The sequence below is a fragment of the Telluribacter roseus genome, assembly GCF_017355915.2.
Taxonomy (GTDB): Bacteria; Bacteroidota; Bacteroidia; order Cytophagales; family Spirosomataceae; genus Telluribacter.
Window position 1 is genome coordinate 148,187 of sequence record NZ_JAFEUV020000010.1, and the last position, 25,870, is coordinate 174,056.

Sequence of the window (25,870 nt, forward strand, 5' to 3'; positions counted from 1 at the left end):
GTTGCAGTATCCAAACCTAAGTCTATCTCATCTACACTCTACAAGTACTCTTCAAGCTGTAATTCTTCTGCTCCACCGCCCCCACTTCTGGTACTATACTAAGATAACCACTGGATCCTATAAAGAATATTCAGGGCAACAGCATATTACACAACTATTTGTAAACCATAGCATTACCTCTGCCGTTTTACTTTGTAGATAAATAGAATTAGTAAGGTAAAGCATCGGACTATTCGCCCTATATATTGTACTATTTACACACGTACTAAAACAGGAACAATTTGTAAACCAAGTAAAACAGGCTGCTATATGGGCTATCATCAGACGTACAAATATTGTACTTTCTAAATGTCAATTTATCCCATAGCAGCCCCATCCAACTCTCAAATATGTAGTTGGAATGGAAAGTAATCACTCTAAAATGAAATGCTTATGGAACTGATTCAGGTGTATGCAGGCAAGGTTACCCCCAAGGTACTTAGCCGGACTATGAAGAAGTATTTTTTTGGCTATATCAATAAACACGCCGAGGTGTTCGAGTCTATCAATCGTCAGCTCACACCGTACGGCGATAACTGCCTGCCCCTGCTGTCAACAGAAGTAAATGACAGTGCCGGAACTTCGCTGGAAACAGAGGTGGAATCTCCAATCCAAATCCAGCGGTCGGAATCCACCCCGGACCGGAACCGGTTTTCGGTACTGTACCTGCGCCATGATCAGTACCACCATGTGGGCTGTAGTACCTACCAGCAGGCGCAGACCATGCTCGAAAGCCTGGCCGAAGAGGAGGAACGTGCTCCTGTCGGGATCTATGATGATAAAACCGAGCTGTTTGAGTGGGAGCCCAACGGCCAGCAGGTCTACAACCAGGCCAGCATCGGTGAGCAGGGAAAGCGGGCCGAGGAGATCATCCGGATCGCTCAGTCGCTCCGTCGACGTGATGTGTCCTGGCAAACGGGTGAATTCATGAAGCCAAGCTTTTTTGCCTGATGGAAGGGTACTTCCACACGTTGCCGATACCACACTAACCTATTTATCTAACTGCAATACGGGCGGGTCTGGATCAATAGACTGATCCAGACCCGCTTTTTCTATCAACTAAAAGAGGCCTCAAACCAACCTGCCTTAGCTTATCCCCTGGCACTATTGTTCCTTCACCCAAGCCATTGCCAGTTCACGCTCAGTGAGGTCGAAGTACTTTACCTCGGCATCGCTGAATGGCTTCATGAGCTGGGTGAGCCAGTCTTCCCACTTCTTTGCCCCGACCATCGCTACGCGTCTGAAATCGTTGGCGTGTTTGATGTCCAGTTTCAGGTCCTGCACGGCACTGGCCATATTCCACCCTTCAAACCGATCCATCTCCCAGTACAGATTTATCTTTCCGTACTGGCGGATCTTGGCTTCCACACGGGGAATCAGCTGGGTGTAGTCTTCTTTTTCAAGGGTGCCCGATACGACTACGGCCACCAGGTCATCCTTTTCTGTATCCAGGTACTTTACCATTGCTCCATGTGTTTTTGTAGATAGTAACACTTAGTTCTTATGTTGATTGCGGCTGGCCTCGTGACTGGATACCCAATCGAGCGAAGAGATGGCGGCAGCCAGGGACAATTCGCCCGCCGCCACCACTCCGGCCATGATCTCAGCCAGTTTATTAGCCTGGCCGGCTCCGTAGCAACCCATCAGCTCGAGGCATTCGCGCTGGGTAGGCAGACCGGTACCTCCACCGTACGTCCCCACGACCAGCGAGGGCAGCGTAACAGAGGCATATAAAGTACCATCCTGCATTAGCTCGGAGTAGGTAATGGCCGCCGACGATTCGGCCAGACAAGCCACATCCTGCCCGGTGGCTATAAACATCGCCGCCAGGCCATTGACCGAATGCAGGCCGTTGTTGTTGGTGCCCGACAGCCACGCCCCTACGTTGCCGATACGCGCGTGTCGATCCAGTGTTTGGGGTTCCACCTGCATCTCCCGTACCAGCAAGTCACGCGGGATCCGTATTTCGGCCGTTACGCGACGGCCCCTTGTTTTGAGAACATTGATCTGCGAGGGCTTCTTATCGGTAGCCATGTTGGATTCGAGGTAGAAGTGCTCGATGCCCTCGTAGTGGTGCAGGATCCAGTTGCAGGCGGCTAGTGTCGCCTTACTAACCATGTTCTGCCCGGCGGCATCACCGGTCGAAAACCCAAACCGCAGAAAAGCCAGCCTGCCATTAAGGTAGCTATCGACGTAGCGGAGTCTGGCGTAGTTGGAGGTTACTTCCGCTTCAAATCGCAGCTCATCCTGGTGCTCCTCAACCCATTGTACAAAGTCACGCGCAGCCCGGGCGTCGGCCAACTGAAACACCGGGGCCCGCTGCATCCCCTCATCCTGTACTGTACAGGTCACTCCTCCACATTTATTGATCAGTTTCATGCCCCGGTTGTAAGAGGCTACCAGGGTACCTTCAGTCGTCGCCATCGGTATAAGATACTCCCCCTGCGCATACTCCCCGTTCACCAGCAGGGGCCCCGCCAGTCCTATGGGTACCTGGGCCACTCCTACGAAGTTTTCGCAATGGCCTTTAACCAGGCCTGCCCCAAAGGAGTAGTGGGTAAGGTGCTCAGGCTGGGTCTTGGTGAAGTCCCGCATGTACTGCTGCCGCTGGCTGATGGCCTCCGTTGAATAGTCATTGACCGAATCGCGGGGAATCCCTACCACCGGCTCCTGCTCCGACTGCATAGTTTGCAGCTCGTCCTCTACTTTCAGCGTTAGGGCACCAAAGGGCTCCGTGTAGAGCGCAATTTCCAGGGTATGCACTCCTTCCGGCAACTGCGCTCCTGTAGCCCGCACCAGCACCGACTGCCGTAGTGGGAAGGCAAGCGGTTGGTCCTTTGTAATAGCACTAACCGGTATCATTACTCCCTCGTCTGTTTCCAGCGTAAATACCTCAGCCGGGTGCTCCTGTCCATCAATGGAGGCACGTTGCAATCCGGTGAAGCGGGCATCTGCCAGCCGGTTTTTCAGAGAGAACGAAAAACCATCTGGCGTATTACGAAGACTATTGCGGGTATAGAGTTGCTTTACCAGTACATTCGGAAGAAATTTGAACATGAACTGAGGGGTAAGGTTAGATAGGTATAACCCTTCTGCCTGAACTTAGTTTATCAGGTACTATCAATCGGCCCGACACATTGTGACCCTTGTTTCTATCATAATACCTACTTTGAATGAGGAGGACACGCTGCCCCGTACGCTACGCCTGATCCGGCAGCTATCTCCGGCTCCCTATGAGGTAATCGTGGCTGATGGAGGCAGTACCGACCGTACTATGGAGCGAGTGATGGCGGAACAGCGCACAATGCCCTACTTGAAGCTGGTACAGTCGGAGGTAGCCTGCCGCGCTACCCAGATGAACCGGGGTGCCCGTGCCGCTACCGGCGACCTGCTCTGCTTCCTCCACGCCGACACCTCCCTACCCGACGATGCCCTGCTGGTCATCCGGCAGACCCTGGCCAATCCACGAACGGCGGCCGGAGGTTTTATATCGCTGATGCGTGGGCCGCTCCGAACCTGCTGGCTTACTTCCTTCCACAACTATATCAAAAGCTACTACGCCCCTCTGCTGTTCCGGCCCCACCTGTTCTTCTTCAAGGGCGCCCGGCTGCTGTTTGGCGACCAGGTCATCTTTTGTCGTCGCGACCAGTTCCTGGCCTGCGGTGGTTATACCGATGGCCTCCCCATCATGGAAGAAGCCGACCTGATGCTCAAGCTGGTACAGTACGGCCGTATCCGGCAGGTCAACCGGGTGGTGGAGTCGTCGGACCGGCGGGTAGCTAAGTGGGGCTTCTGGCGGGCCAATGCTATATACCTGTACATAGGGTTCCTGTGGGGAGTGGGGTACTCGCCGGAAAAGCTGAAAAGACTGTACGCTGACATCCGGTAAGCGGCTACCTGCTGGCCCGGTAGAGATCAAGCAGCGGCTTGACCGATACAAAGTTGATCAGAGCACCCGCAACACAGTACAGACATACTTTTTTCTGCACTTTAGCCATATTGTAGAGGTAATGAGCACCACCGGCAGCCTGACCCAGTATTATACTCCCCATAAGCAGATCAAAGTACCTGGAGTATCGGGTCTGACGCGTAGCCGCCGTAGCCAGTAGTACCGTAGCCGCATACATCAACAGGCTAATGGGGGCATCGGGTATGCCCAGCAGTACAGCATCTTTTGAAGAGTTTACCTTTTCGGAATCGAATACCTCCCCGGGAAGGTCGGGCATGTGCTTGATATAGCCCAACTGGTAGAGCGAAATGAAGCTGAAATCTACCAGACCGGTAGCGGCCAGCGCCGCTATTTTACGTCGGCTTTCAACGGCCTCGCTCCGGTCGTCACGTATCTCGTCTATAACAGACCTGTCCTCAGTAGTTATCATCTGTCTAATGGTTAGTGGATATAGGTGTAGTACTATTGTCTTAACCAGCCCAGTATGACTTTGTTTAGTGGGCGCTCTGCTCCTTACATCCTGGTGAGCTTCTCCGCCAGATCTACCAGACTTACCCCAACCAGCTGCGGCTCAGGCGCCAGCGGGTACAGAGTTTTGCCCGGCCGGGCTATGAAAGCCGCCTGCAGTCCCGCCCGCAGTGCTCCCGTAATATCCCAGCCGTGGGCCGCGATAAGCATAGCTTCCGAAGGCTTTACCCCCAGGGCATTGGCAGCGTACCAGTACGGGTCCGGGGCGGGCTTAAACTTCTTGACGGAATCAACCGAGAAAAGAAAATCAAAATAGCCGGCTAGTCCGGCGGCCCCCATTTGCTGCTCCAGGGCTTCGTCAGCCCCGTTGGTCAGGGCAACCAGCAGGAAGCCGGCTTCCCGGAGCATGGTAAGGCCGGGCTCTACATCCGGATGCGGAGGTAATTGCCGGATCATCCCCAGTAGCTCCTGCGCTTCCTGATCCGGTACTCTGATTCCGTAGATATCTTCCACCATCTCAAAAGTAGCCTGACCGATTTCACCAAAACTGTGGTACTGGTTGGTGACGTTTTCGACCAGGGAGTACTGCAGCATCAGGGTAAACCAATGCGTGAACGCAAACTCATTACCGATGGCCGCATTCATCCTGCTCTTCATCTCACTGAGGTCCAGGAGTGTTTCGTTAACATCGAACAGCAGTAGTTTGGGCTTGGTACGGAGCTGGTCAGCAGGCATGGGTCAATAGGTAAAGAGTGAACAACCAATTGTAAGCGGAACTACCTTTAGGGTAAATCCGCCAGATGATAAACCTCCTGCCATTCGATAAGTTTTAGGTCCGGACACAAAAAAGAGAGTACTTACCTGGAAGTACTTTTACAGATTGGTAGTACTATTAGACTGCGAAGTCAGGCAGTGGTAGGTACCCGGATCAGTTGGAAGCCTTTGCCGTAGAGCTGATCCTATTTGGTAGTGTAAGTATTCCGCTGGTGATTCAGGCGGTACTGAACCTGCGGTGTAGCGGCCGTTATAAAGCTACTCCTCAAAACAAAAGCCTACCCGCCGGAGCGGATAGGCTTACATTATTACGTAACATAATGGCTACTAAGCCAATTCCATTGTTTCTTTAACTACGGCGCAGTGTTCGTACATTTCGAGTTCTTCGAAGTACTCAAGGTACCAGGGCAGGGTCTCTCTGTCCAGGGTTTTACATTTTTCACGAAAGCTGTCCATCGCCGAAACGGGTAAAGATTTTCTAACGTACTGGTCAACTCTTTCGGAGGCTTCATTTACACCCTGGATAGCCCCAAACAGCTTATCCAACGGATTGGAGGGATCTTTATGCATTCTTCTTTCTTTTAGGAGGTTTACAATCAAATATAAACAAACTACCTTACAACTTTACTGCCAAACCCAACAAGTCCACTATTTTATTTTGCAGTTTCGCTAATATGCAGTTGGACCTACAAAACGATGTAAGGTTTAATCTGGTATTCTACTATTATAAAAAAAAAGCGGGACAACCCTTTTGTCCCGCCCCTGTAAATTAGATGTTTGTTTCTATACCTCCCGCCTCACGACCTCAACCGACTCATCCACAAATCCGGTAGCCAATCGTTGGTGGTCTTTGTAGTTAAAGACCTGCCCGTCCTGCCGCACCGACTCAATCTGTTTGAAATCAAGAGTCTGTACCAGCCAGCCGGCTTTCTGAGGTGTATGCGTACTGATGATGCCTTCTTCGGGCATATCCTTATCGGGTGTACAGTAGAAGGCCGCAAATCCGTAGTTGATATCCACGGCGGGCGACCAGGGGGCATCACCAATTGTCTGCGATACTACCGTATAAGCCTGGTGTTCCAAAGCGCGGGCTCTGGCACCTACATGTACCCGGGTGGAGCCGCGCAGGGTTTCGGTACAGCTGGGGGCCAGTATCAGCGACGCTCCCGCCGCACTCAGCCACTGTGAGCCCAGCGAAAACTCCACGTCGTAGCAGATCTGGATACCAAAGCTACCCCAGGGCGCATCAAAAAGTGTCAGCTTCTTGGGACCGCTCTGTACGCCCCACTGCTCGTTTTCGAAGCGGGTCATAAAGAACTTGTCCTGGTAGCCTACCATACCCTTGGGTGAGAATACATAAGCGCGGTTAAGTATATTACCTTCTTCCAGTACGGGCAGCGTAGGAGCCACAATAACGAGATTGTATTGCCGGGCCAGGTCAGCAAACACCGCACAGAAATCATCTTTCAGCGCATTGAGCTCACGTACCTGACGGCGCAGGTCTTCCCGCACTTCCAGCTCAAAAAGGCTGACCAGCTCCATAGAGCCATACTCCGGAAACAGCACCAGCTGGGCCTGCTGCCGGACCGCATCCACTACCCACTCCTCTATGTGGTTACGCCAGTCGGCAAATGTTTTATGTTCGGTTATTGGATATTGCGCTGCCGCAATGGTTACTTTCATCTCGTATATTTATCTTTTACAGTACTACACCAATCATTTTAAAGATCACGCAGCCAGAACGTCATCGTCTTGGGCGTCGATTCCGACTCGCCTATATCGGGCCAGTCGAGGGTAGCTTGTAGCGATGGCTCCTTGCGGTAGCCCCGCTTCTGCCAAAAGGCGTCGTTGGTCCGGTAATGGGCCGGCCGGTTGGGGTGATTTTCGTCCCGCTCTACCGCACAGAAACACGTAGTACGGTAGGTTCCCAGCCTTCGGGCATAGGCTTCGCGCTCATCAAAGAAGCGGTGTCCCAGCCCCAGTCCTCTATACGCAGGCAACAACAGACTTTCTCCAAAATAAAAAATAGAGTTCAGGTCATAACCAGACTCTGTAAAAGGGGCCTGCAGCTCCGGCATTTCGTCACGCAGGGGCAGACAGGTAGTTGCTCCGACCATCTTCACTCCATCATATACGGCAAACAGCATCGACTGCTCCGACTTTACGTAGGTCTGCAGGTACTTCTTTTCGTATTCGACCGAGCCTTCGTAGAGGTACGGAAAATCGTGAAATACCGCGATGCGCAACTCGGCCAGCGGGTCGAATACCTCCGCTATGGCCGGTCCCTCTTTAGTAATGTAATGGAGTGATTCTCTGGAAACCGACATTATTCCGAAACCAGTTGAATCCAGTGCGTCAGGTTGTAGTAGGTAGTTACGCGACTGATCTTTCCGTCTGTTACTTCCAGAAATGCCGCCGCGGGTAGTACATACTTCTGGCCATGTGCAGCGGGTAGCCCTTCCTCAGCCTTCTTGTAGGTACCATTTACCACGAACTCAGCGGCCACGCGGTTCCCGTCAGGCTCCGTCATAAACACCATGTCCGTCAGGGTTTCGGCGTAGCTTTCGTCCATGTGGCGCATAAACTCCGTGAATTTTTCGATGCCAATGCGAGGCTCACCCTGGTTAGGCTCATGGCGAATATCCGGGTGCACCAGTGCCAGCATTCCGTCCCAATCCTGACGATTAAAAGCGTCGTAGTAGTTTTTTACAATAGCTAAAGCGGTCATTTATGATAGAGTTTATTAACTGAAAACTTAGAGTAGAACACCCCCCTGTCCAATTCGGTTCATGTATTTTTCCCCTAAACCGGGAAGTCAATCAGCGCTACTAGTATGTAGCCGGGTAGTCAACAGAGCCTGTAAAGGGTGGAACTGCGGGAAAGAGTACCCTCAGAAGCCAGTATCTGAGGGCTCCTGATCAGCCAGGTACCAAGGCTATACTGATCAGTAGAAGTGATTGTCAAAAAAGGCGAATAGTACCCTTCCCAAAAATTCGAGCAGCCGTAGTGGCCCCCAAATCCTAAATCGCCGCCTGGTTTTCCGTCGGGTGCTACGCCTGGCTACCGGCCGGCGACGACGGCTTCGTTGTTGACGCTTCATCGGACCGAAATTAGACAAATCAGCAGAGGACACCAAGCCAGAAAGTAGCGATCGGGTAGCCCGGGAGGAGCCCGACAGGACTACCCTTTGAGAATCAATCCGCTTCTGTTTATAAAAATTTTAAGATAAAGCCATCAGGTGACCTGGTACCATTGGATAAGTACGCCAAAAGTACTAATCAGCTTTAAACACTAAAAAAAGGGCATTAGCGCCCCCTGATGCCTTCCAGTCATTCCCTTAGCCTTACCAAACCCGTTAATTTGTTAATTATGTGCCCATTATGCCACAAATCGGTATATATAAATATTTTCTTTTTTAACAGCTATCCCTTTATCTTTACGACGTGTTTGGGCTGGCTATCAAAATCTGTCATGCACCTTTACACGTATATCCTCCTTTAAAAGAAAAGCTATGATAAAGAACTTATTGCTGATTGATGATGATGAAACTACCCTTGAACTTATTAAGCTTACAGTTATACGAAATCGATTCGCCGAGAATGTTATTACTCTGAAAAACGGCAAAGAAGGAGTTGATTACTTTCAGCAACTGGGCACCAGCCAGCAGGGTGTAGTACCGGATCTGATTTTCCTCGATATTTTTATGCCGGTTATGGATGGGTGGGATTTTCTGGATGAATTCTCGCAGAAGTACCAGTCACTTTATCCCAATACGCCGATCTGCATACTCACCTATTCGTTAGAGCCCGAAGATCAGGAAAAAGCCAACGAATACTCCAATATTATTTACGCCTGGAACAAGCCTCTTTTCGTTGAGGATCTCGAAAATATCAAAAACCACGAAAGGCTGAAGCATCACTTTGTGTTAGCGTAACCCGAAAAGCGTAGGTTGGGCCTGGGGTACTTTGTACCTCAGGCTGCTCTTGTTATTGATTAAAGATTCAGGCAGGAGCCTGCTCTTGTTCCACCCACCTGGTATGAGCACACCTGCCCGCGTAGCAGGAAAGCCAGGAGGATATTGCCCAACTAAAAGCAGTTGAACGTAAGCAGTAATTGCGGACGGGTATCAGGTCCGGCGGCAGGAGCGGAAGATTAGCGCTTTTAATTCAGCGACTCCTTATTAAAGAAGAAATGACTACGACTACGGGTGACCTCATCCAGCACCCGATTCAAGGTTTGTACCAGTTCATTATAGTGGTCGGGCTTGACCATGTAGCCGGCAGATCCCATGAGTTTGGTTTCGCTGACGTCACGTGTATTGGAAGAGGTGGAGTAGATCACAATAGGTACCTCTTTTAGCCGGTCAATTTTTTTTAGCTCAGCCAGGCACTGCTTCCCATCCATTCCCGGCATATTCAGGTCCAGAAAGATAACTCCCGGTCTGATACTCTGATCTACATGCAGCTTTTCGAGTGCCTTTTTCCCATTATCTTCCAGTACACACCCCAGTTCAGGATTTACGTCGTGCAGCGCCTTCTCGAACAGGTAATGTTCATCGGCATCATCATCAATAAGCAGGCAGGTAGTAGTCATGTGTATAGTTGTTGAGAAGTGGGGAAGGCTGTTGTTATAAATGTATAAAAAAAATACATTATAACAATGTGTATCAGCGACTTCCCACAAAATAATTTGAGCCGGTTAGCATACCTGTACAAAGTACGCGGGTAGCCCGCTGTACCCGGGAGCCAAGTTTTGCCCTGGTGTCTATACTGACCTCGCCTGGATTTCCGTTATTATCTACAAAAACCGCCTCTGTAAGCTGGTTTGGCCTTTTTTCCGAAAGTGTCTACGCATATAACTCTTACAGTTCCCTGCTCTTTCGGAGTGTCTGTATACATCCACCTACTACTAGACGTGCGCAGGAATAATTTGTAAATATTAAATAATTTTAATATATAACTGTAACTTATACACCACTATTGATTATATTTACAACACTTTTTAATAACAATTATTAAGTTATTGAAAGGTGGGTAAACTAAAAGAATTCCCTAATGGCCTTGCCACTAGGGAATTTTTGTACCTGCGGACTATTAATTCACCTCTTTAGTGTATACTCATAACGGCAGCAGCCTCGGGAGGTCCCGAGGCTGCTGCCGTTATGGCTCTTTAGAGTTTACAATTTTACCTGCAGCGTGAGGTAGTACCCCCGACCATCCGAAGGGAGTATACCCGGCCCCGGGTATCCGGTGGCGCGGCGGGTAAAGTACATCCGGTTAGCCAGGTTGTTGACGCTACCTTCCAGTCTGAACCGCTTGTACTCCCAGGACGCGCTGGCATCCATAATGGTATAAGCAGGTATAATACCCACTACCCCGGCTACCCCGCCATCGACCGCGTTGGTAGCCTCCGTAAACTGGTCGGACAGGTGCGTGTATTGGAAGGAAGCCTTCCAGTTGCGGTACCCCAGCCGCAGTCCCGACTTCAGGTTGACCTTAGGTACAAATTCCACCTGCTTGCCCGCTACGCCCACCATTTCGCTGCTGCGGTATTCCGACTGGATCAGAGCCAGGTTGGTGAATAGCACCCCGCTCAGCTCCGGCTTTTGGGGCATGAGGTAGTGCAGCACGTCACCCTCCACGTACGACTCTACCCCCATGATCACAGCCTGACCTATGTTGCCCCGCTTCCGCATGACGCGGTTGCTCTCGTCGTAGAACTGCACCTCACCGATGCGGTTGTTGTAGTTGAGGTAGAAAGCGCTCAGGTCGAAATTCAGGAACTGGGTCTGGTGGCTCCGGATGCCTACGTCTACCGAGTGTCCCCGCTCGTCCTTCATATTGGGATCAATCACCTGCGAGGGATTGGCAATGCGCATATCACTGAACGTAATGGATCGGTAGTTCTGTGAAGCATTGGCGTATACATCCAGGTACGATACGGGCTTATAGCTCAGGCCCAGCCCACCCAGCACAAGCTGGCGTCCGTTGGCACGGCTCTCCTCGGTACGCTGGATGTTGATGATGTTACCGGCCAGGTCACGGGCTATACTGCCATAGTACCCATCGGCGGTAGTATGGATGTACTCGTAGCGCAGCCCCGGCGTCAGGCTGAGCCGGTCATTGAGGTAGAAGATATTCTCCAGGAACAGCGCCACGTTTTTGTTCGGAAAGCTGTAATCGTAGGTTATAAAGCGCTCCGGCTCCACGAAGGTAAAGTCCGCATCCTTACCGGTACTTCCCAGTCCCTGCATGCTGTGGTTGAAGCCCGAGTAGTAGCGGGCACCCGTCAGCAGCACCGACTGGGTAGGTCCGATGAAGTAGCGCTTCAGGTACCGCGCCTCGGCGCCCCAGTTCATAAACTCCCCCTTGATCAGGTCGCGCTCGCTGTTGTCATCAACTGTGGCGACGCGGTTAGGGCGGAAGCCCAGGGAGTAACGGTGCGCCGCCAGACCGAAGAAGCGCAGATTGAATTCGTTAAAGGCATTGAACTTGTGGTCAAAGTGCAGAGCCATCATGTTCCAGTTTACATCAAACCAGTTGCGTTCCCGGTTGCTCTGGCGAGGGTCCTGCCGGAACATGGCGTCGGACAATCCACCCGGCTGCTGGGCCAGGTACTGCATATGCGTCACATCGATACCTATGGTGGTATTCTCCGAAATCTTATAGTCTACGTCCGAGAAGAGGGTCACATTGTTGAAGCCGGAGTTGGGCCGCCAGCCGTCCCCGCGCTTGTACTGCGCGAAGCTGTAATAGCTTACCTTGCCTACGGTACCACTGGCGCTTACGAAGCCGTTGTAAAAGCCAAACGAACCGCCCGTCTGACGCACTGTTAGCTCGAGCTTGCGGTCCTGTACCGGCTTTCTCATCACGAAGTTGAGCAATCCACCAAACTGCGTACCGTACTGAAGTGAGGCCGCTCCCCGTACGATCTGAATGCGGCCTACGGCCTCAATGGGTGGTGTGTAGTAGCTCTCAGGGTACCCCAGTGCATCGGCGCTGATATCGTAACCGTTCTGCCGCACGTTGAAGTTGGACGTGCGGTTGGGATCCAGGCCACGCCCGCCGATGCTCAGCTGCAGTCCGGCCCCGTCGTTCTCCCATATATTCAGACCCGCCACCCGCGCAAATACCTGCCGGGCGTTATTGGTTGCCAGGTTGGCGATGAGCTTTTCCGGCAGAATCACCTCCGTCTTTTTTCCTTCATAAATCCCCATACTCTCCACGCCGCGCATACGGGTGAAGCCGAAGTCTCCCTGCTTTTCCTTCACTACCACTTCATCGAGGTCTTCGTCGCGGGTAGAGAGTCCAATGCTCAGATGTAGCGCCTGCCCCTGTACCCGTATTGTTTGTTTATGGGCCTTAAAGTCAGGATGCGTTACGTTCAGATCGTAGACGCCGTTGGGTACATCTGAAAAGCGGAACAGCCCCTCCTCGTTGGTAGTAGCGGTACGCTGTCCGTTGCCAAGGTACACCATGCAGCGTAGCAGTGGGGAACCGTCTTTTTTAGAAGTCACTACTCCGGTGAGCGTCACACCGGTGAGCGTCACTCCGGAAGTGGCATGTTGCTGCGCCAGCGTGCAGGTAGCGATCAGGCAGAGGAGGAGGCAGTTAAAAACCTTTAATTTCATCGTCGAAGGGGGTGATCCAGGATTTGGGGCTGAATGTTTCTTGTTCGTTGGCCAGATCGACCTCAGGGTCAATCAGGGGGCGGCCCAAGCGGCCGTTGAGCGACACGTAAGAGTCAGCAAAGACCTGCGGTTGGTCAAAGCCCTGCTGAGCGTAATAATCACGAAGTATGTGGGCATACTGCAGGATCATGTCCGGCTGAGTAGCCATCATTTTCTCCTGCAGGGGGGTCAGAAACTCGCTGTTATTTACAATGACTTTCTTGCCGGACCGGTCCCGGACCGTAAACTCCGTATGACCGGCCTTCTCCATCAGCATGACCCGCCACGAAAACCGGTACCCCTGCTCGGTCCAGAATAACTCACCAGGATAGAACAGGTGCCTGAATGGCAGCACCAGCTGTACAGCAAAGAAGACCAGAAACATACCCACCAGACCATAGTTCAGAGCCGGGTGCATACGGTAGATCCGGCGCGGCACCAGCTGATCCCCCCGCAGGCGCAGCATCCGCCCCAGAGAGTTGATGATGCGTTGGTGAAAGTCAGCCGAGAAGAAAATCAGGGCGGTCATGATCATGATGTAGGGAAACATCCCGATCGGGAACAGCAAAGCCGTTAATCCATGGAAAACAACTACTGCCGCAAAGGCCCAGGGACGGGTGCTGCGGTTCCAGAGCAGAAACGGGATACACAGATCGTACAGGCAGCCAAACCAGCTAAACAGGTAGGCCACCCAGGTGTAGTTGAGCAGATAACCTACCAGCGGCAGGTCATTATGGGCCGGTAGCCAGATCCGGAGCGGCTGAGCCAGTAGCAGCCAGTCGCTATTCACCTTGGCCAGGCCGGCAAAGAAGTACAGAAAGCCCACAAACAGCTTCACCGCATCCAGGCACCAGGCCGGTACCTGATCAGCCCGTAGTTTCGGGTTGCGAAAGGCATCTGCCGAGAAGTACACGTGGGCCGGCAGGAACATCAGCATGAAGCACATCAGGCTGATGAAGTAGTAATGATTGAGGTAGGTGGTTTTGTCGATGAGCTCGATGTACGTAAAGCTCAGAAACAGCGTAACCGTAGCTACTCTATAAAAAAGCCCGAGGGCCACCAGCAAAGCTGACAGCCCACAGACCGCAAATAACAAATAAGTATACTCTCCCAGTGGCCTTACAAACTCAAAGCCATAGAACGGAAAGAAGTACCTGGGCTTGATGTACAGTTCACTGATCCATCCGTAACTCCAGAAACGTACAATGCTCGCCAGCAACAGGAGTCCGAACAGGATTCGGAACACAGCCAGCGGAGCCGCCGACCCAGTCTTATGTAAGTATCCCTGCATAACTGCCTAACTCTCCCCTACTGATTAGTCACCGTCGTTATCCACGTATGTAATGGTAATGCTCATGGCCGACGCCATGTCTACCTTCAGCATCCGAACGGCCTTCTGCATCTCGTTGTACACATCCTTCACCGCCTGGTTGTTGGTCCGGATCTCATTGTACAGGTTGGGCTGCAGCGCCTCCATCTTAGCCTTACTGGTAGCAAACTGGGTATTAATAAGTTCGGCGAGCGTCTTGCCGGTACTGCTATCCTTAGCACCAAGGGCAGTCAGATAGGTATTGAAGGAGGGACCGGCTTCTCCGGTTTTTACATTCTTCCCGTTGAAGAAGTCAGCCGCCGCCTGGTGAGCCGTTCTGGCTAGTATGAGTGACAGGTCTTTTCGGTAGTACGCTTCTACCTTCTCGGGAGCTACGACTCCATTCATCATGGCGCCCGATGGGATACCAAACTTACCCGAACGGATGTACCGCTCGTAGTGCATGATGTAGCTGTTGACCAGGTTAGAGGTAGAAGAGCTAATGTCCAGGCCAGTCTTGCTGACAAATGTATCGCGGTAGCCACCTTTCCATTCGTTGATCACCATGGTCAGGAGGCTGTTCATCCGGTCGGTGATGCGCTTGATGTAAGCCCGACGGGCTGCCGCCTCTGGTGCGGTGGTATAGTAGGCCACTACTTCGGCATCGGTAGCCGCTACTCCGTGGAGCAGGTAGTCCAGCGCCGGGAAGCCCTGACGGGCAAAGGAAGTAGGTAGTTCCAGATCCGAAGCGGGATTGGCTACGTTGGTAGCGATACCCTGTACATCGGCGGGATAGATGTTGAAGTAGTAGCGGATCGTATGTACTTCACCCGGGCCAATATCAAACAGCTCTACCTTCTGCCACTCAATATACGCCTCTTCCCAGGCCTTGCGGAAGGCAACTAGATTAGTCTGATTGGGCGTAGCCACAAATGCCTCCGAGGCAGCCTTCATGACATCAAACCTAGTTTTGAAATTATCGTAGGAAGGAATGATGATGTTATCGGCCAGGTTGGTAAGCATCGCCTTCCGGTCCATATTGTCGGTGTCGGTACCGGGGGTAGGCTCTCCTCCACCATTACCACATGACCACACAGTGGCCAGCATGACACAGAGGCAGGTGGTAGTTATAAGTAATTTTCTTAGCATGACGAACGGATCTTTCAACAAACAGGAGCAGAGTACCTCTGGGAGGTACTCTGCTCCACTAGCAGTAGCTTATGTACTTATATAATGATTAGTTGATGCCAAATTTGGTGCTGATCGTTTTGATAGCCTGCTCAATCTGGTCATTCTTTACTTTCCACATACCATCTTTAGTATAGCCCAGGCTGTTCAGGATAGCATCCGAGAAAGCAGCATCCGCACCGGCCAGCTTGGCATAGCGAAGTGAGTAGATAAAGCCAAGTCCTTCGCTGTAGGCATGGGCACGGCGAGCCGGATCAGTAGCGTTTTCGCGGGTCTTCTTGAGGTACCCGATGGACGAGTTAGCTACCGCTTTTTCCATTTCGGTCCGGATAATACGAGCCTGCTCCTGGTAGGTAGTCACGTCGTTATTTACGATAGCCGCACGTCCCTTCAGGAAGGCCTGGTGCATCTTGGGGTATCCTTCTTTGTTATACTCCCACACGTAAGCTCCCAGGAAAGTCTCTCCTCCGTTGGAGGTAGCAGTAGCATCACCGGCGTAGATTGGCTTCAGAGTGAAGTTAGCGTATGCCTCATCCCAGTTGTGCTCCAGTTGGGTATAGGGCTTGCCTGCTACCAGGCTGTAGTTATCAGCTTTCAATCCTTCGTTCAGAAGTACATTACCGATGTAATCAAGCTGATAAGCACCTATCAATGACTTGGCTATTACCTGTCCCCATTCGATTCCCTGTGCGTCTACGAGGTAGCTACCCAGTTTACCGGCTTTTCCTTCCTCGGCAGTGGCAGCAACTGATTGGCTGGTGGTAGCCAGCATGACCATGGCGTCATCCATGAGTTTGCGCTCCTTCTCCGGATCGGTCGCCGAAACAGCGGTAACGCTGCGAAGCTGTAGACCGCTTGAGTTTAGGCTGGCGTAGTCGCCGGTAAAAGGATTACCTGTGTTGGCATACATGTTCTTAAGTACGCTGGCATCCAGAGGAGCAGTAGCTCCGGCAACGGTCACTTTTTTAGCGTAAGCATCCCAGGCCCTGAACATATTGATACGGGCATTCCCAGAGGTAAGATCAACCGTACTGGCTCCGTTCTGATCTACAAATAAGGAAGAATAAGGGGTAGTAGCAGTAATTTTGGTGTAGTCGATACTGGGGCGAAGATTTTCTTTGGGCTCTACATCATTGTTACAGCCCGTAACGCCAAATACCGACAGAGCAAGTAGAAAGGCTGAATACTGGGGTAAAGATTGCTTTTTCATTTAGAACAGGATAAGTTATAAACACCAGACATGAACAGGTAAACCATCCATTTGCTTATTTAGACTAATTACAAACGGTGCCACAAACATAGACACTATTTAGACTTAGTACAAATAAATGTTTATAAAAATATAGGAGCCTCATCGGCTCCCTATCCAGCTCTTTTTGCCTGAAAGTGTATGCAGCTTACTAAAAGCTTAATTCTTACACCGGAATCTGATTTTTATTCCGGTACTTATGCATCAGCAGGTATCCTTTTACCATACGATTGTCCCATAGCCACCACCACTTTCTGGCGGAGAATGTAAAAAGTATATGTCCATTGGGTCTGTCAAGTACAACCAGCATCTCTACGTCAGGTACCTGAAGTATGGTGGTAGTGGCGTTGCTGTACTTGGTTCTTTCCTGTTTCCAGTCCTCCAGTTGTTCGCGCAGGCAGCGTTCGATTTTTGAAATGGAATTCTCCTCATTTGCCAGCTTCTTTCCAAATTCCTGTAGGCTGTACTCCAGACTGTTCAATGGAATTCCGTTACTGCATTGAATATGTATATTACTCATAGCCTCACAAAATTTAAATTTCACATCTCCAGACCTCCTCAATGGGCTTGGAACCGACTCTGTTCGTTGCTGTTATTAATTTACTATTCTAAACAGCGAGAGTCAATGATGAAAAATAAAAAATTGAACCAGTCACTCAGGATGAGGTCTTTCTATATACGCCCAGCACCCACCAATAAGGCTAATTCTCTATGTGACAGCCACTTAACCGTTGGATAAGATTTCGGCATACCTGATGTTTGTAACCTACCCACAAGAAACATACACTTTTGTGTAGAAAACGATAGGTATTAGCTTCCCCACCCCTTTTGATTAACCAAAAGATAATTACGTTAAACAAGGCTGCCGGAGTGGTCATGAGCGCCCAGATACATTTGTAAGTCAATCAGTTACGCCGGCACCACAAGCAAAAGAGGGATAGTTAGGGATTTCTGTCCCCAGATTTCCTACTGAAGAGCTTGTTAAAGCTTTCTCTGAGCTTACTGACGGTAGAGTTCCCTACATTCATCGGACCGGCGCTAATAGGTTTAAAGCCCTTTCCGGATCGCAGGCCATTCTGGTGGGGATAGATGAGTACCTTACTGATGTTTCCGAAGTACCGCTGCATCTTGAAGGGAAGATTGTCCAGGATAGCCAGGTGTGACACCGATCCTTTACGGGCCGAGGCAAAGACAAAGAGGTCATCTACCCGAACGGTATCCGACAGAGCCGAAAAATCAGCCCAGTTGGTAAAGGTTACAAATTCGAGGGGAATGTTCATCTGCCATCTTTTCAGCAAGGTACGGACAGCCCACTCAGTAGTCGGATTGCAGAAGTAGATAATAGGTATAGACAGTTCCTGCGATAGTTTCACCATTTTGATAAACCACAGCTCAAAGCCATTCTCCCGTTCGGACAGGGGCGGAGCAGCGATAAGCATACGTTTGTGGATAGCCAGCGGCTGTAAAAAATCACATACAAAGGCCGTCTTGTCGGCACTCTCGATGATACTGTATATCTTCTCACCGAATATTCGGTCTATCACTCCTGCGCGGCGCGGCCAGCCCAGTATTATAATATCCGACATAACCTCAATGGAGGTTCGGGCAATACCACTGGCTACATTATGATCAATGGTGGCAATGAATTGGACATTGGTTTCGGCGGCCGAAGCATGATTCACAAAGGTAGCCATGCTATTCTTGGCCTTGATGATGTTTAACTCTGCTTCCTCATCGTTGGGCACTACCGATAAGATAGATATAGGGTTTCTGGATTTGCGGTCCTTGATCAGGATGGAAAAGTCCAGCAGCTTCTCGAAGTTATTGATATTGGCAATGGGTAGCAGAATATGTTCCGTGTCGCCTCCCGGCGTTGCTTCCCTTAATAGCTCATTCTCCGAGAGCAGCACGATCTGCTTCGCAGCTTTTTCGGTAGCAAAGGAAGACACAACACAAGTGATCAGGATCAGGATGATGGTACCATTAAGTATGTTTTCGTCCAGAATATCGGCATTGTACCCTACCAGAATAACGGCCAGCGTAGCCGCCGCGTGTGCGCTACTCAACCCAAATATGAGCTGACGCTGGGCAGTACTGTACTTAAAGATCAACTGCGTAGTAAATGCGGCCAGCCACTTGCCAAAAATCGCCACCACCGTAAGGGCACCGGCTATGATCAGAGCCATTGGCCCTTTGAAGATGACCGACACATCCACCAGCATACCTACGCTGATCAGAAAGAAGGGAATAAAAAGCGCGTTGCCGATAAACTCAATGCGGTTCATCAGGGCTGATGAATGCGGAATCAGACTATTGAGGGCCAGCCCGGCTACGAAGGCTCCGATAATGGGCTCCACACCGGCTACCTCAGCCAGAAAGGCCGCAAAGAAAACTACCGACAGAACAAAGATGTAGTGGGAGTGCTTTTCACCTTCCAGCTTTCTGAAAAACCATTCGGCAATCCGGGGAATCAGAAAAAACATGATGGCAGAAAAAATAAGCAGCGAAATACCGAGGGTAATCCAGAAGCTTTGGGTCAGTCCCCCGTTTTTGGCCCCTGTAATCACGGCGAGCAGAATAAGTACGGCCGTATCGGTCAGAATGGTACCTCCTACGGTAACAGCCACCGCCTGGTTATTGGCTATGCCCAGACGGCTTACAATGGGATAAGCCACCAGTGTATGGGTAGCAAACATACTGGCCGTCAAAAAACTGGCGTTAAAATCGTAGCCGAGCAGGTAGTAACATACCGGGTACCCTACTCCCAACGGGAGGATAAAGGTTAAAAAGCCAAACACCAGACTCTTGTTCCGGTTGGCCTTGAACTCGGCCATATCCAGCTCAAGACCCGCAATAAACATGATGTAGAGCAACCCGATCGTAGAGAACAGGTCCACGGCCGAGTTGCGGGCCAGCAGATTGAGCCCGTTGGGCCCCACTACTACTCCCGAAATAATAAGGACTATGATACCAGGGATATTGAACCGCCTGAGCAGTATAGGAGATATAAGTATGATGAACAGAATCAGGGAGAATACCAGCACCGGGTTTTGCAGGGGCAGGTTAAATTCGTCTACTAAATGATCAAAGAAATGTGGCATAGTGTACTGTATTTGTTCACCCATCTTTAAGTACTTTGGCAGTACCTTTATACATATCAGACGGTTACACCTGATATTGTAAACTCTCCAAAACTACACAGACTTCTTTATGTTTAACACAGGGTAATCTGTTTCAAACTTCCTATGGAAGAACAGATTCAATAAACCCAATTTATTCACAGAATAAGCCTGTACATATACCTACTGGGAGTAATAAAGCAGTACTTTATAGGTGAATATCTATACCTGTCTCCTCCGCAATTACCCTAAGCGACGCTGCTACTTCTTTATCGACCGGGATGCCGGCCTGCATACGTACCTGGTAGGCCTGCCTTTCCGGATCACCCGGAATAAGTACTCCCTCCGTACCCGGCAAAGGCCGGGTAGCACGCATGGTGCGTATCCACTCGTCGATGTCCTGCTTGAACTCCTGCTTATCGCGAAAACCATCAATATCCAGGGCTCCGAAAAAATGGCCGATGCCCTTGCCTACCTGCCGCTCCGAAGGCGCCACGTGAATAGCAAACGGAACCGCAAAAGGTCCCCAGTTGGCGCCGCTCAGTACCGCCGAGAGGATATCCACCATACTGGCCAGGCAGTACCCCTTATGCCCGCTCCCCATCTCGCTACCGCCCAGGGGTAGCAGGGCTCCACCTTCTATCATATCGGCGGGCTGGGTGGTAGCGTAGCCTTCTTTGTCAATGCACCAGCCATCAGGGATACTTTGCCCTTTACGTTTGGCAATCTCTACCTTACCGTACGACACCGCACTGGAGGCAAAGTCAATCACAACGGGTGGCTCGTGTAGTCCCGGAAAAGCGATGGCGACCGGGTTAGTACCCAGCATCTTCTCGGCTCCATTGAAAGGGGCCACTCCTTTGGTGGTGTTGGTCATGGAAATACCGATCAGGTCTTCCTGCAGAGCCATCACCGGATAGTACCCCGCGGCACCGTAGTGATTGGTATTACAGACACTGATCCAGCCGGAGCCGTGCTCCTGGGCTTTACGCATGGCTATCTCCATACATTGAGGGCCTACCACCAGTCCCAGCCCATTATCACCATCCACCGTGGCCACACTAGCCCGTTCCCGTACTATTCTGATCTCAGGCCGTGGGTTGATGCGTCCCGCCTTCAGCAGGTCGTAGTAGGTTTTGAGGCGGGCTACTCCGTGTGAGTCGATGCCATGCTCATCACTGTAGGCCAGTACATCGGCGGCCCGTACGGCATCCTGGTGGGGTACATCAAAATATTCAAAAACCTGAGTAGTAAAATGACGGAGCTGCGGCGCAGAAATAATAACGTTCCGGTTGTCTTGTGAAATCATAGGTAGTAGTTATAAAAGAGTTGGTGTGGCCGTAAAAGCGTGGCTAATGATTATCTGCTAGCTAAAATGTACCGTCCTCCCGTTTTTACTGAAATTGCTCCCCTAGTTTTTATAATTCTACCGGAAACTGCTGTGCATAAAAAAAGGAGTCATAAACCACGTTTATGACTCCTGTGCACCATTGTTGAGTATCAAATTGTAGAGTAGAAAATTATGTAGCAAATTTTCGAATCCTGATATTATGTAGTTAAAAAACTGTGCCAGAGGTATATATAGGGCGCCTGCTACTACTCCTTTTCTTAACCAATAAGTATAGTGGCTCCCCATCCTGTGCATCGGCCACCTACCTCTGACCCGAGAACGCCCTAAACTTTTATAATAAGGATATAAGAAAGATAAATATAACAATAGTTAGTTTTAACTACTTCACCATGTACGCCAACTCAACAGCATTCACCTCTCTCTCCACTAAGAAGGTGTTAGCCAGATCTACTCGACCCGACTTAGAATAGTACTATTCTAACGAATTCAGGTAGGTTATAAAGAAAAGAAACAAAGTATGGTTTATTTCCATTACCTTCCGTAACCGTTTGATAATTAGCGACATGTTTGACCGAGTATATTCTGATAAAGAATAACCTTAAGCTGACTAGTTAATCCATATATCCACATGTACATGAAAGTAGGAGGAATTGTAAGATCAGACAGTGAGTCATGTATAGTTAAGGGCCGGAAAACTGCTCAGATAGACAAACGGTTGTATTTTTCCAATACACGATCAAACGTATGCGGCAAAGTATCTGATCAGGAGCACGGCCGGTATGGCTTTGCAACATACTCCATAACGACCTGAGCCTACATGACACCAGTAGAACCCCGCCGATACAGAAGTAGTGCTACTACTATCCACAGCCGTAGTATACTATGGAAGTACCTCCTGTCCCATTCAGGCAAGCAAATCGAGGCTTTTGAAGCACATACCTTCCGGGCATCACCTTACGGAAGCAACTGGCTATATCTAAGCTGTACTACCTCCCAACCAACATCAGCCACATTCCTACTATGAAAAATTCCCTCCCAGAGCAACCGATCACCAACCTACCCCAGGGTACTGACATAAAGCGATATTCGGTACTGTACCTTTTGCAGGAACAGTACTGTCACACGGGCTGCATAACCTACCTGCAGGCGCAGGCTCTGCTCGAAGGTATGTCTGCTGAAACCGGACAGACTCCCGTAGGCATCTATGACGCCAAAACCGAGCTTTTTGAGTGGGAGCCCGATCGTAAGCTACTTTATAACCAGGCCTCTATTGGCGAGCAGGGAAAACGAGCCGAGGAGATGATCCGGATTGTACAGGAATTGAGGCTACACGATAGTAATAACCAATAAAGCGAAGTACTTATAGGGCGGCAACGTATCCTTTAGTAAGCTCACGGTAGGGTACTAGACTCCATAGCTCACAAAGCACGGGACTATATCTATCTGCCGTAAAAAAAGTAGCTATTGTTCCGGATGGGAGAATCCAGAAGCGAACGAATGGTTTTTACCATTTCTCTGAATCCGGTAGGCTTCACTATATACCCGGCCGCTCCAAGTTCTTTTGTCTCGGATATATCGCGCGGGTAGTTAGAGGTCGAATAGATAACAATAGGCACCTCTTTCAGCCGGTCTATGGTTTTCAATCTGACGAGGCACTGCTTCCCATCCAGTCCCCGCATATTGAGATCCAAAAAAATAACCTCCGGGGTAAAACCTTCTTCTTTCTGCAGCAACTCCAGGGCATTGGTACCACTTATTTCAGTCACGCAACGCAAAGCAGGATTGACGTCGTGCAATGCCGACGAAAAAAGAAACTGATCATCCGTATCATCATCAATAAGTAACCAAGTGTCGCCCATAATTCAGAGTTAATTAATACCGGCAGCCAGACATAAGTCACCACCTGTAACCATTAGCTTCCTGGTTTAGAACAGCAAAGTGTCTGGTTATGTTGCATGTATTAGCTGTAAATTATAAAACATCGTGCCTACTTCTGTCAGAAGGTGATAGCAACAGGTAGAAGCGTTTGATTCGTAGGGACATACTGAGGCTCCTCAAAACGTCTACTCCACTCATAATCATTGCTCTAAAACAAAAGAGTCAAAGGCCAATAACCTCTGACTCTTGATCATCTATACACACTTTAAGTATGAATATCTCATACGAAAATATACACCTTTACACAGCAAATACTGTGCCATAAAATTTACACAGCAACTAAATTAATAGAATAGTTATACGTATTTATATAATTTTCCTATAATAACTACTATAATAGTAAAGCGCTCCTTTAATCAGACACCTACTGATTGATACTAAATCAACTTTGTAGACCCTTAATTTTCAGCAATAAGACAGTAAAATGAGGGTAACGTCAGTGGGATTACAAGTACCAAAGTGGTTATTCCATTCATTAAACACCTGGATGACAAGGCGCAGGCAGGGAGACTGGAAGTGATTCTACCGGACCACCCTTTGACCCGTATGGAGGTACAGGTATTTCTCTGCACTTACTCGCAGAGGGTTGAGCATCCGCCAGAGGTAGTAAAGCCTGAACAGAATTACTCTAAGAAAGTAACAAGATTGGTACTACACGCCCCTCTGTGGAGTATCAGTAGTGATGTAGTGAATAGTGGTGTATAGGTGAGCAACTAGTTCTAAGCTCTCTTGGAAAAGTAGAAGTAGCTATTATCCCACGAAGTAGTAGTAATGACTTTGTTCAAAGTATCTACCAGATCCGAAAAAGCGTCAGGTTTGACTACATAGCCGGCCGAGCCCAGCTCTTTGGTCTCAGACACATGCAGAGGGTTGATAGAGGTAGAATAGATAATAATGGGTACCTCCTTCAGGCGATCTATGGTTTTCAGCTCTACCAGACACTGCTTACCGTCCATACCGGGCATATTCAGATCCAGGAAGATAAAGCCCGGTACCAGGCTTTGCTCACTTTTCAACTTCTCTACGGCCTTAATACCACTATCCAACACCACACAATTCAGATTGGGGTTTACCTGATGCAGGGCAGTAGTGAAGAGATCATGCTCTTCCACGTCATCATCTATAAGTAAGCAGGTTGCGTTCAATTGCGTTGTTAGTTAGGTTAGTTAGCACAAATGCCCACAAATATACGATTTGTTTAAAATCTTTTTGACAAAGTATCTATTGGACTTACTCTAAGTAAGGTATGGATACCTACAAAACTACTCATCTACCTGCTGTCTTACAGCCATTCTGCCCCAGCCTCCGGTAGGTTAATAAGTTTGATACACGTACTCTAGTACGCAATAGTAGTCTTCCTATTATGTATAGGTATTAGTATACATCATTCATTTTAGCCAGTTGAATGTCTGCTTAGACTACTATTTTCAAGTCGCATATCATTCCTAATCACTTACTTATTCGACCGTAGCGGGTTGTTCTGAATCCGGGATTACGGTTACACCTATACGTTTCGATTCAGCAACAACAGGATGTATCCAGCCACAAACAATCTTACTAGCAAGCTGTTAATCAATACGAAACATAGATTAAGTAAACACACGATAACTATGAACACAGAGACAGTGAAAACAGCATTGATTACCGGAGCCTCCAGCGGCATCGGTCGGGAACTGGCAAAACTATTTGCCAAAGATGGGTACAACCTGGTGTTGGTATCACGTGGTGAAGACACGCTTCAGCAGCTCGCCGATGAGTTAAAGCAAAAACATTCTATCCATAAGGCTATCGTCATTAAGAAAGACCTGGCCAAGGAGAATGCGGCCCAGGAGCTGTACAATGAAGTAAAGCAACAGGGCATTACGGTGGATGTACTCGTCAATGATGCGGGAGTGGGTGTTCACGGTATGTTTGCGACCGAAACCGACTGGGAGAAGGAAAGTGCGATGATTCACCTGAATACGCTCAGCCTCACTCACCTGACCAAGCTGTATCTGAAAGAGATGGTAGCCCGCAATGAGGGTAAAATCCTGAATCTGGCTTCTATTGTTTCCATTATGCCTTCTCCGCTAATGGCCGTTTATGCCGGTACCAAAGCCTACGTGTACAACTTTACGCAATCGCTGGTCAACGAGCTCAAAGATACCAACGTGACCATTACAGCCCTACTACCCAATGCTACCGATACCGACTTCTTCCGCAAAGCCGGGGCCGAAAACGCCCGCGTTACCGAAATGCTGGATGACGCTGTGATGGTGGCCGAGGAAGGATATAAGGCTTTGATGAAGGGGGAGACCAAGGTAATACCCGGCGGACTCATGAATAAATCGTATGAAGTAATAGCTCATCTGGCTCCTGAGGAGGCTTTGGCAGCTATGATGCGCAAGAACATGGAACCCAAAGGATCTCCCCTTATCAACCTGTCCAAAAAGGAGCAAAAGCAACTGGCGGTTGGCCTTGGTCTGGCCGTAGTCAGTCTGGTAGGCTATGCCATTTTCAATACCCTCACCAACCTGAGCGAGTACGACAAAGCCAGGTACCGCTATAAGTTTGGCCGGGCCAGCCGCGAAGCCAAAAGAACTTTGAACAACGTAAGCGAATCGTTATCAGAAACACTGGCTAACGCAAAAGCTACCGTTTCCAGCACACTTGCTTCCTAGCTACTACTTGTGCCAGGCAAGGCCGGACCATCACCGGCCTTGCCTGGCTCCCCTGACTACATGGCTCCCCCCACTTGGTTAGAAGCCCTATTCTTTGCTACCGGCAATCCTGCCCGGTACGCCGGACAAGGGGCTGGTATAGCAATAGGTATGTATA

The 25,870-nt window shown here is 49.7% G+C and carries 23 protein-coding genes; 5 read left to right on the forward strand and 18 right to left on the reverse strand.

Annotation, left to right across the window (positions count from 1 at the left end; all coding sequences use genetic code 11):
* The first annotated feature begins 432 nt into the window (after window positions 1-432).
* Window positions 433-990, forward strand: coding sequence for a hypothetical protein (locus JTN23_RS18280; protein WP_247236468.1), 558 nt, complete (start codon window positions 433-435; stop codon window positions 988-990).
* 153 nt (window positions 991-1,143) lie between these two features.
* On the opposite strand, the gene JTN23_RS18285 is transcribed toward JTN23_RS18280, so the two are convergent.
* Entirely contained in the window at window positions 1,144-1,503 is a 360-nt protein-coding gene (locus JTN23_RS18285) for a SpoIIAA family protein (protein ID WP_247236469.1), read from the reverse strand.
* A gap of 30 nt (window positions 1,504-1,533) precedes the next feature.
* Entirely contained in the window at window positions 1,534-3,096 is a 1,563-nt protein-coding gene (locus tag JTN23_RS18290) for a hydroxymethylglutaryl-CoA reductase (protein ID WP_247236470.1), read from the reverse strand.
* 112 nt (window positions 3,097-3,208) lie between these two features.
* On the opposite strand from JTN23_RS18290, the gene JTN23_RS18295 reads away from it, so the two are divergent.
* Window positions 3,209-3,928: a glycosyltransferase gene (locus JTN23_RS18295; protein WP_247236471.1), complete on the forward strand. Its 720-nt coding sequence runs from the start codon at window positions 3,209-3,211 to the stop codon at window positions 3,926-3,928.
* Between the two features lie 4 nt (window positions 3,929-3,932).
* Here the strand turns inward: JTN23_RS18295 and JTN23_RS18300 are convergent, their stop codons facing one another.
* From JTN23_RS18300 to JTN23_RS18325, 6 genes are all read right to left on the reverse strand, one after another.
* Window positions 3,933-4,418, reverse strand: coding sequence for a vitamin K epoxide reductase family protein (locus JTN23_RS18300; protein WP_247236472.1), 486 nt, complete (start codon window positions 4,416-4,418; stop codon window positions 3,933-3,935).
* 83 nt (window positions 4,419-4,501) lie between these two features.
* Entirely contained in the window at window positions 4,502-5,191 is a 690-nt protein-coding gene (locus tag JTN23_RS18305) for a haloacid dehalogenase type II (protein WP_247236473.1), read from the reverse strand.
* Between the two features lie 366 nt (window positions 5,192-5,557).
* Complete coding sequence (locus JTN23_RS18310; protein WP_247236474.1) at window positions 5,558-5,800, reverse strand: hypothetical protein; 243 nt, start codon at window positions 5,798-5,800, stop codon at window positions 5,558-5,560.
* Between the two features lie 213 nt (window positions 5,801-6,013).
* Window positions 6,014-6,913 carry a carbon-nitrogen hydrolase family protein gene (locus JTN23_RS18315; protein WP_247236475.1) on the reverse strand — a complete coding sequence of 300 codons (900 nt, stop codon included), beginning with the start codon at window positions 6,911-6,913 and terminating at the stop codon, window positions 6,014-6,016.
* A gap of 38 nt (window positions 6,914-6,951) precedes the next feature.
* On the reverse strand, window positions 6,952-7,557 hold the full coding sequence (locus JTN23_RS18320) for a GNAT family N-acetyltransferase (RefSeq protein WP_247236476.1): 606 nt from the start codon (window positions 7,555-7,557) through the stop codon (window positions 6,952-6,954).
* Window positions 7,557-7,958: a nuclear transport factor 2 family protein gene (locus JTN23_RS18325; protein WP_247236477.1), complete on the reverse strand. Its 402-nt coding sequence runs from the start codon at window positions 7,956-7,958 to the stop codon at window positions 7,557-7,559. Before JTN23_RS18325 ends, JTN23_RS18320 begins: the two co-directional genes overlap by 1 nt.
* 783 nt (window positions 7,959-8,741) lie before the next feature.
* Here JTN23_RS18325 and JTN23_RS18330 point away from each other — a divergent pair.
* Window positions 8,742-9,164 carry a response regulator gene (locus tag JTN23_RS18330; RefSeq protein ID WP_247236478.1) on the forward strand — a complete coding sequence of 141 codons (423 nt, stop codon included), beginning with the start codon at window positions 8,742-8,744 and terminating at the stop codon, window positions 9,162-9,164.
* 227 nt (window positions 9,165-9,391) lie between these two features.
* Here the strand turns inward: JTN23_RS18330 and JTN23_RS18335 are convergent, their stop codons facing one another.
* The 8 genes from JTN23_RS18335 to JTN23_RS18370 all read right to left on the reverse strand — a co-directional run bounded on the left by JTN23_RS18335 (window position 9,392) and on the right by JTN23_RS18370 (window position 21,073).
* The gene (locus tag JTN23_RS18335; protein WP_247236479.1) at window positions 9,392-9,823 is read right to left on the reverse strand and encodes a response regulator; all 432 of its coding nucleotides are present in this window, start codon (window positions 9,821-9,823) and stop codon (window positions 9,392-9,394) included.
* 583 nt (window positions 9,824-10,406) lie between these two features.
* The gene (locus tag JTN23_RS18340) at window positions 10,407-12,860 is read right to left on the reverse strand and encodes a TonB-dependent receptor domain-containing protein (protein WP_247236480.1); all 2,454 of its coding nucleotides are present in this window, start codon (window positions 12,858-12,860) and stop codon (window positions 10,407-10,409) included.
* A complete protein-coding gene (locus JTN23_RS18345) occupies window positions 12,841-14,190 on the reverse strand; it encodes an HTTM domain-containing protein (protein ID WP_247236481.1) in 1,350 nt (449 codons plus the stop codon). Before JTN23_RS18345 ends, JTN23_RS18340 begins: the two co-directional genes overlap by 20 nt.
* Before the next feature lie 24 nt (window positions 14,191-14,214).
* Window positions 14,215-15,315 (reverse strand): imelysin family protein, encoded by a 1,101-nt coding sequence (locus JTN23_RS18350; protein WP_247236482.1) that lies wholly within the window; start codon window positions 15,313-15,315, stop codon window positions 14,215-14,217.
* A gap of 130 nt (window positions 15,316-15,445) precedes the next feature.
* Window positions 15,446-16,606 (reverse strand): DUF4856 domain-containing protein, encoded by a 1,161-nt coding sequence (locus JTN23_RS18355; RefSeq protein WP_247236483.1) that lies wholly within the window; start codon window positions 16,604-16,606, stop codon window positions 15,446-15,448.
* A 205-nt stretch (window positions 16,607-16,811) separates the two neighbouring features.
* Window positions 16,812-17,165, reverse strand: a complete 354-nt coding sequence (locus JTN23_RS18360) for a hypothetical protein (protein ID WP_247236484.1) — start codon at window positions 17,163-17,165, stop codon at window positions 16,812-16,814.
* Between the two features lie 421 nt (window positions 17,166-17,586).
* Window positions 17,587-19,746 carry a cation:proton antiporter gene (locus JTN23_RS18365; protein ID WP_247236485.1) on the reverse strand — a complete coding sequence of 720 codons (2,160 nt, stop codon included), beginning with the start codon at window positions 19,744-19,746 and terminating at the stop codon, window positions 17,587-17,589.
* 226 nt (window positions 19,747-19,972) lie between these two features.
* On the reverse strand, window positions 19,973-21,073 hold the full coding sequence (locus JTN23_RS18370; RefSeq protein ID WP_247236486.1) for an Ldh family oxidoreductase: 1,101 nt from the start codon (window positions 21,071-21,073) through the stop codon (window positions 19,973-19,975).
* Between the two features lie 1,062 nt (window positions 21,074-22,135).
* On the opposite strand from JTN23_RS18370, the gene JTN23_RS18375 reads away from it, so the two are divergent.
* Window positions 22,136-22,465, forward strand: coding sequence for a hypothetical protein (locus JTN23_RS18375; RefSeq protein ID WP_247236487.1), 330 nt, complete (start codon window positions 22,136-22,138; stop codon window positions 22,463-22,465).
* 89 nt (window positions 22,466-22,554) lie between these two features.
* Here the strand turns inward: JTN23_RS18375 and JTN23_RS18380 are convergent, their stop codons facing one another.
* Window positions 22,555-22,974 carry a response regulator gene (locus JTN23_RS18380; protein WP_247236488.1) on the reverse strand — a complete coding sequence of 140 codons (420 nt, stop codon included), beginning with the start codon at window positions 22,972-22,974 and terminating at the stop codon, window positions 22,555-22,557.
* Window positions 22,975-23,772: 798 nt separating this feature from the next.
* Window positions 23,773-24,198 carry a response regulator gene (locus tag JTN23_RS18385; RefSeq protein ID WP_247236489.1) on the reverse strand — a complete coding sequence of 142 codons (426 nt, stop codon included), beginning with the start codon at window positions 24,196-24,198 and terminating at the stop codon, window positions 23,773-23,775.
* A 465-nt stretch (window positions 24,199-24,663) separates the two neighbouring features.
* Between JTN23_RS18385 and JTN23_RS18390 the strand changes: the two genes are divergently transcribed.
* Complete coding sequence (locus JTN23_RS18390; RefSeq protein WP_247236490.1) at window positions 24,664-25,713, forward strand: SDR family NAD(P)-dependent oxidoreductase; 1,050 nt, start codon at window positions 24,664-24,666, stop codon at window positions 25,711-25,713.
* The last annotated feature ends 157 nt before the right edge of the window (window positions 25,714-25,870 follow it).